At 36.1% G+C, this 7734-nt stretch carries 5 protein-coding genes; 1 reads left to right on the top strand and 4 read right to left on the bottom strand.

Annotated features, from left to right (window positions below):
- Positions 1–163 precede the first annotated feature (163 nt).
- Complete coding sequence (locus tag Q0296_RS08530; protein WP_298039341.1) at positions 164–2305, top strand: site-specific integrase; 2142 nt, start codon at positions 164–166, stop codon at positions 2303–2305.
- A gap of 299 nt (positions 2306–2604) precedes the next feature.
- On the opposite strand, the gene Q0296_RS08525 is transcribed toward Q0296_RS08530, so the two are convergent.
- The 4 genes from Q0296_RS08525 to Q0296_RS08510 all read right to left on the bottom strand — a co-directional run bounded on the left by Q0296_RS08525 (position 2605) and on the right by Q0296_RS08510 (position 7572).
- Positions 2605–4620 (bottom strand): ATP-binding protein, encoded by a 2016-nt coding sequence (locus Q0296_RS08525; RefSeq protein ID WP_298039338.1) that lies wholly within the window; start codon positions 4618–4620, stop codon positions 2605–2607.
- Positions 4621–4754: 134 nt separating this feature from the next.
- Entirely contained in the window at positions 4755–6035 is a 1281-nt protein-coding gene (locus tag Q0296_RS08520) for a DUF2130 domain-containing protein (protein ID WP_298039336.1), read from the bottom strand.
- 43 nt (positions 6036–6078) lie between these two features.
- On the bottom strand, positions 6079–6975 hold the full coding sequence (locus Q0296_RS08515; protein ID WP_298039334.1) for a hypothetical protein: 897 nt from the start codon (positions 6973–6975) through the stop codon (positions 6079–6081).
- A 9-nt stretch (positions 6976–6984) separates the two neighbouring features.
- Positions 6985–7572, bottom strand: coding sequence for a hypothetical protein (locus Q0296_RS08510; protein ID WP_298039332.1), 588 nt, complete (start codon positions 7570–7572; stop codon positions 6985–6987).
- Between the last annotated feature and the right edge of the window lie 162 nt (positions 7573–7734).

The following is a 7734-nucleotide window of genomic DNA, read 5'->3' as shown; positions in this document are numbered from 1 at the left end:
AGGACATCTATGGTGTCACGGGGGAGACTTGAACTCCCGACCTCCGGCTTATGAGGGTTTAAAAATAAACCTTGTGTAAGCACCAAAAAGACGGCACATAGCCAGTTTCACACTAGGTATCTGCTACATTTTGCTACAAAGTTATATTGCATAGGTAACAAAGATGCAATATCTAGTCAAACGAAATGGCATATACTACTTTAGAGTAGCTATCCCACTATATCTGAGGCCTTATTTTGGCAATAAAACCGAATACATAACCTCCTTCCTCACAAAACGCTTTGATACAGCAAAAAATCGTGCTAAGATCTACTCTATAATTTTTAACGCGATCAAAAAGGCATGGAAGATGAATTTGAGCAGCGAACTTATAGAGCACTTGGTGCTTATGCTTTTAAAAGCCAAGGAGGCCAAAAGTATCAAAGAGCATGATATGCTTGGCAGATATATAAATTTAGATGGACTACTATCACTAAATTTGTTTTTAAAACAGAGTTTAAAAGAAGATAGCTTGCCCAGCGTCATATCAAAAGAGGTTGATGAGATCTGCAAAAAGTTATCTTGCACTGATCCTCACACCAAAAAGCTTCTTGGCAAAAGAGTGCTTGAGGCAACGATAGATAACATAAATCACATATCATATAAGATGTGCAAAAACCAAAAGCTACTAAATGATAAGCAACAAGCATTTGTGCCACTTGGTAAAAAGCATAAGAGCACAAATTTAGATAATGGCACCAAAGACAAGATAGCAAAAGGTGTTAAAGAGGCTAACATAGATAGCTATCAAGACGACATAGAGACTTTAAAGAAGCATAATCTAGTACTGCCTTTCACTAAAAAGTCCTTAAAGCACTCTGTTTGTGAGCTAAGAGATGCCATAAATGAGCTAGCTAAACAAAAGGGCGCACTCACACAAAACGATATCCTAAGAATATTTGGTTGTGAGTTATTGCCAGATGGAGATAATGAGCTAAGCGATGATCTCAAATTTGGATATGGAAATTTAAATGATCCTACCTTTGGTGGTCAGGTGAAGCTATATAAGGCAGATAAATATAAAGATAAAGGCATAGTTTTAAGTGACATTGAGGCTAAAGATCTTGCTTTGAATGATACAAGTGATGCTAGTGGCATGACTTTTAATGAGGCTATAAATTTCTTTCAAAAGCTCTTCTCAAATAGAGCTAAAAGCTTTATATCGCAGCTAGACTCAACTGCTAAAAACGAAAGCAAAGCTAACTTGGTCGCACTAAATAGCGCATTTAAAAACTATATATCAAACACAAGTATTTCAAACAACTGGAGTGATAGTACATTTGGTCTTGTTAGACATGTAGGACGGCTAATGTCTATGAATTTTGGTGATGAACTAGATATCAAAAAGATAAAAAGAGATGACTTGCTAAATTTTAGAAATGTCTTGCTGCAACTACCAACCAAACTCTCTCAAAATAGTCTCTATAAAGATAAGAGCCTAGATGAGATCATAGCTTTAGCAAAGGATAGACCAAAAATTTCTAAATCAACCATCAAAAAGTATATTATTAGAGTTAATGAGTTTTTTAAATACTGCTATGATAGCGACTATATAGATAAGAACCCAGCAGTAGATCTACAAATAAATTTAAACCAAGATGACGTTACAAATAAAAACCCCTATGAAGATAGTGATGTAAACGCACTTTTGGATATTGTTAGTAAGATTAGATCAAGTGGGGATACAAAAAGCCAAAGGATCAGCAAAGATGAGCTATTTTTCGTTACTCATATAGCAGCCTACTCTGGTATGAGACTAAATGAGATAATACAGTTAAACACGGATGACATAGTCGAAAAATATAACATAGTATGCTTTAGTTTAAATACAAAAATAGATATAAAAACAGGCAAGAGCAAGACTTTAAAGACTAGAAACTCTGTAAGGATAGTTCCTATCCACTCTAAGTTAAGTAGCATTGGGCTATTTGAATTTATAGAGAGTAAAAAGAAGCTAGCTAGGAAATGTGGCAAAGCAGTTAGGTTATTTAGCTGTGATAATAAAGACTTTTCTGAGTATTTTAGAAAGAAGATCAATACTAAAGTTATAAAAGATGGTGATAAAACAAGGACATTTCACTCATTTAGACACACATTCATAAACAAGCTCATCCAAAGCGGCCAGAGGGTTGAACATATAGCTGCCCTTGTAGGACACGAGCAACAATACAAGATCACTATGAATACTTATGGCGAACCAGTAACTCCTAAAATTCTAAAGGATCTAGTCGAGGAGATAAATTTTTATCAAGGAGGGGAAGGGTGAGCGTAGTAAACTATTTAGAATGATGGGATTGTTAACATAAATAGTAAAGGTTGATTTATAATTTAAGGTTATTTAAGATTCTGAAATTATGCTTAATTTTATGACTTTTTAATATTTTGCTATATGTTATTTTATTTATCTTAAACGGATCAATAAACAACGAAAAGCATAACCTGAACCAGCTTGCATATATATTCTATATATGGTATTTGCTATCAAAAAGCCATCTTGTATTTCATTTGGGCGAGGATACTTTTTGTCCGACAAGTCAGACAAAAATACCTCGTTAGGGATAGTCCCTAAAACCCTATCTTCACACTCTTTTCTTCTTTTTTTAGAGCGACTTCAAGCTCTAGTCTATGGCAAAAGTCGTCGCCATTTTTTATAGGTCTAAATTTAGCTTGTCTTCTAACACTTGCAAAGTCTCCAGGCGCTAGCAAGCCTAAATTTAAAACCTTTTTGGCTGCGTTTTCGTCAAATTTGACTTTTAGTAATGTGCACTCTTTTTTAAACAAATTTTGCGCTTGCTCTGGCAACAAGTACCCAAATTCAAGCTTTAGATCAAACCTTCTAAGGCTTGCTTTATCGAGGTTGTCGATCAAATTTGTTGTGGCGATAAAGATGCCATCAAAGCTCTCCATCTGCACTAACATCTCATTCACTTGGGTTACTTCCCAGCTTCTTGTAGCCATGCCTCTATCTTGTAAAAAGCTATCAACTTCGTCAAAGACTAGCACTGCATGTTTTTCTTTGGCTTCTTTGAAGGCTAATGCTATATTTTTCTCAGTTCCTCCTACAAACATAGATAAAAGATCGCTTCCTTTTTTGATGATGATCGGCTTTTTTAGACTTTTAGCGATAAATTTAGCATAAGCACTTTTGCCAGTTCCAGGCACACCATAAAGGCATATTCTTGCGTTTTTATTTGCTTTTATGCCTTGCATTAGTTCGGTTAGGTCGCAGTCTGAGTTTACAAAATTTGGATCGTAGCTACTTGGCAGATCATCTCTTGGATTGTAATCTCTTATCTCCTCGTAACCTTGTGCTTTTAAAGTGTTGTTTATTACTCGCTCAAAGGCTTTGTTTTTATCTTTTGTGTTTAAATTTGAAACTACTAAGCTAGCATTACTAACGACTGCTGGGGCTACAAATCGATTTTTAGCTAGTTTTTTAACAAGCTTATTGTCTATCAGATTTTCACTATATTTTTTTATGATCTTTGCTCTTACATCTTCAGTTGGTATGCCTATCTCTATGGCTAGGTTAAACCTTCTAACCACGGCCTCATCCATATCAAAAATGTTATTTGTTATCCAAATAGTAGGCAGCTCATTAGTCTCAAGAGATCTATTTATAAAGGCTTTGCCATACTGTCTTTTTTCGTCATTATTTGTGTTAAATATATCCTCTGCTTCGTCATACATCAATAAATTTGATCCAGCGGATAATACCTTTTGTGCAAGGCAATACGACCTCAGCCTTTGACATTCATCCGCATATCTGTCTCCATCATCATAAGCTACTTCATAAAGTTTTAAATTTAACTCACTAGCTATCACTTTGCTAAGCTCTGTTTTACCAGTTCCTGCTGAGCCATATAGGAGTACATTTACTCCTTTTTGCTTTTTGCTAATGGCACTTTTTAGAAACGAGAGCAAAATTTTCACATCTTCTTTTATGTGTGGGTAGTTTTTTGTGGTCAAATTTGTCTTGCTACATGGCTTTATCGAGCTTTCAAATATCTCGTCCATGCTTTCGCATTTAACAAACAAATCACACATAAAGTTATTGTTTATGACATCGATTTTATATTTTAGGTTATGCACATTATTTTCTAGCTTTATAATCGAAGTCTTGGCAAAGATCCCATCTTTTCTAAAGGCTTTTTGAACATCGCCGAAACGTAAATTTAGTATCTTTGAGATGGCTTTTGTGGCTTGTATGTTGTTTAGATCTCCTAGTAAACTGCAAGCATTAGATATCACTTCGTAGTTGTACATGATCGCAACAAATCTCAATATATCTCTCTCAGTACTATTTAGACCTAAATTTGCTTGAAGTAAATTTAGGTTGTGTTCAAGATCTTTTAGTTCGCATGAAATTTGACTTTTTTCAAGAATTTCAAGTCTGTTTTTAAGATTTTGGATATCTTCTTCTTTGGGCTCTTTTGACTCGATGCCCAAAAACTCTAAAACATCGTCATATCCGCTTCTTAGCAATTCTCTTTCTCCTCCGAGATCAAAAATAGCACGAAGTGTCCAAAGTGTCGTAAGCTCATATATCTCGCTATCTACGTAAAAAATCTCTTTTTCCACGACAAGCTCCTTTTGCTTTTGTTTAGAGCTATTTTACTTGGCATAAAAGACATTTTTATGTCCATAATAATAAAAATTTGGGAAATTTGTTGTGAAAGACAAATTTAAAAAGAGCGTCCTAAAACGCTCTTTATTTACTCCAGTGTATCACCACTATATGGCAGCTCCAGAGCTTTTATATTTGCCACTGCATTTCCAGCGATACCCTTTATAGAGCTGTACATATTTATGGTGTTATTTAGTACTTTTTCTATCTGCTTCTCTCTTTGCTTCCATATCTTTTGCATCGCGCGCTTTTCACTATCTAGATCGCTTTGCATGGTTGAAAATGCCTCTACTATCGCTTCTATTTGCATTTTAAACTCATTGCTGGTTAAAAAGTGATAGAGTAAGCTCATCTTGTCGCTTTTGTTCTCTTGCGCGATCAAGACGTGGTGTATCCTTATGAGTTGTTCTCTTAAAACAGCGCTTAAGCCTTTAAATTCCTCAAACGTGCAGATCCAAACTCCTTCATATAGCCCCATCCTTTGCATCTCGCTTGGCATCGCATCAGTGACTATGACGCCGATATCAGCACCTTTTTCTCTCATATCAGCCTTAAATTTCTCTATCCAGGACCTTTGAAATTCTTTCGTTCTCTTGCTCTCATAATATATCGTTCCGCAGTTTTGAGACTCCCTTGTATGCACGATCTGCACGCAGTCAGCACCTCTTGCACCTTTTTTGATCTCATCAATAGTATCAAATGGAAATTTCTCCCTCAGCCACTCTTCTATCGCGAGCTCCTGCACCTCACCTTGAAGCTGCATGCTACCTTGCTCGGCCTTTCTTTGGGCTATTTGAAGTTGCTCTTGAAGCTGTTTTAGCTGTTCCTCTTTTTGTCTAAATTTAAGCTCATTTTGCTCATCTGCAGCCTTTTGTATCTTCTCTTTTTCTTCTTTTAGCTTTTCATTTAATGCTAGCTCAGCCTTTGCGGTTATGGCAGACTCCATCTCCTCTTTTTCCCTTTGAAGCTGCAAAATTTGAGCCTTTGTAATATTTAGCTCTTTTACTTGATTTGACTTCTCTTCAAGCTGTTTTTGCAAGAGTGCCACCGACTCATTTTGCTCGTCAAGTATCTCTTTTCGCAGCTCATCTTGAAGTCTTGCTCTTTCCATTTTTAGCTGTATTTGCGTAGCTTTTTTGATTTCTTCCTCAAATTTCTCTTTTTGATCTTGCAGTTGCTGCTCTTTTGTTCTTAAACTCTCAAAATAAGCCTCCTGCTCCTTTCTTTTAGCCTCAAGTTCAGCTTCAAGCTGCTTCTTTTGGGCTAGGTATTCACCTTTATATTTACCTTCTAACTGATGGTATAAGGCGTCATTTATATCTATTTCACACCCACAGTTTGGGCACTTTATCGTTGTTTGATTTGTCATTTTTCACCTCCATTTTTTATCTTTATCTTATGCTATTTTTTCTTTAAATTTCATAGTATTCATCCCAGCAAAGTGCCATATCAACAGAGCCTATGCGCAGTATATCTTTGATCTTTTTGATATGCGTATTGTCACAAAAGGCTTTAAATAGATAGCAAAAATACGCCTTATTGTCAAAGTAAATCGATCTACCAAAATATTCATTGCAGTTTTGCGTCCAGCGGCTATTTTGCTTGCTCATTTCACCAGGAACGATGGGCTCATTGATGATGGCTAAGAAATTGTCGTCATTTTCGTCATAATCTGGATCGTCTTCGCGCAAATAAAAGACCAAACGAAATTCCATAGCATAATCCTCGATAAATCCACCCTCAACCCTTGCTTTTAGCCTATTTTCAAGCATTTTTGCATCTCTTATCAAGATATCTTGATAGCTAGCTAGCGCTTTATTTATCTTCTCTATCTGCCCCCACTGATCTTTGTTGGCATTAGAGATATACTCTTCTTTCTCGCTACACTCTAGTTTTTCTAGGCAAAGATCTGTAGGTGTATAGTCGTACCATGAGTGAAGCTTGCCATCCATTTTGTCAATAGTCAAAATTTCATCCCAGTTAAGATCTGTATGGTCATACAAGCAGTGGTAAAACCAGCAGTGCCACTCACTAGACATCTCATGTGTTGGCCAGTTTCTAAATTCATTTTGATTTTCAGTAAAAAAGTAGTCATCTATGAGTTTCATATACTCCCAATATCGCATAAGAAGTTTATCTTTTGAGTAAAAAGATAGCAGTAGGCTACATTCATGACCCCATGCATCTTTTATGTTTTTTACTGACATATTTATCTGCTTAGCACGTGGTACGACTCGGCGCTCAAGGTCATAAAGTCTTTCGTTTATATTATTGAGTTTTTGCCTTTGTTCTTTTGTAAATTTTTCCATTTTTGTCCTTTAAAATTTAATCGTCGCAACTTGTTCGGCGATCTCTTTATCCATAAAATTTCCGTTTGTGTCAAGCGAGTAATTTTTGCCTATAAAGTAAAGCTTAAAACCAGTTATAGCTCCAAAAATAGGCAGAGTTTGCGTTTTTTGATAGTAGTTTTTAGTCATATTTGAGATAGTTTTTAGCTGCTCATCTAATGCTTTAAAACAAAGCTCATCTAAAAACGGTGTTAGACTGATATATCTTAAATGCTGCGCCATAGCAAGGGCAAATATAGGCTCACTCTTGCGCTTAAAATCTGTATCTATATAGATATATGAGCCTCTAAATTTTACTCGCTCGTTGTAGAGTTTTTGCACCTCGCTAAGCTCAGCGTCTATGTTAAGAGCAAAGTGCTTGCTAAGAGCTAGGATGAGCGTTTCTGAGCTATGCGCCCAGTCAAAGTGCCCCTTTGTGATGAACTCATCAAGGCTCTTTGCCGCCTCTAAATTTGCAAGTGCTCTTGTGAAATTTTGCTCTCTTACGTAGCCAAGTGCTTTTGAGAGCGCCTTTTTGTCGCTGTTTTGTGTGAGAATTTTAAGTTGTTCGTAGATCATTGATTATCCTTTTTTTGACTTTTATCGCCGATACATTTTTTGCGATATGTGAAATTATAGCAGCCAGAATGGACAAAAAATGTCCAGAAATTTACTAGTAAAATTTCACAAATACTATCAAATTTAGGAGCAAATATGCAGCCAACCATCCTACTCTCCACG

This window comes from uncultured Campylobacter sp., from assembly GCF_937890585.1.
Taxonomy (GTDB): domain Bacteria; phylum Campylobacterota; class Campylobacteria; order Campylobacterales; family Campylobacteraceae; genus Campylobacter_A.
This window is presented reverse-complemented; position numbering and strand designations above follow the sequence as displayed.

Excerpts from the sequence above, each read along its gene's own strand:
- Q0296_RS08530 (WP_298039341.1), top strand. The coding sequence starts at position 164 with ATGCAATATCTAGTCAAACGAAATGGCATATACTACTTTAGAGTAGCT.
- Q0296_RS08520 (WP_298039336.1), bottom strand. The coding sequence starts at position 6,035 with ATGACAAATCAAACAACGATAAAGTGCCCAAACTGTGGGTGTGAAATA.
- Q0296_RS08515 (WP_298039334.1), bottom strand. The coding sequence starts at position 6,975 with ATGGAAAAATTTACAAAAGAACAAAGGCAAAAACTCAATAATATAAAC.
- Q0296_RS08510 (WP_298039332.1), bottom strand. The coding sequence starts at position 7,572 with ATGATCTACGAACAACTTAAAATTCTCACACAAAACAGCGACAAAAAG.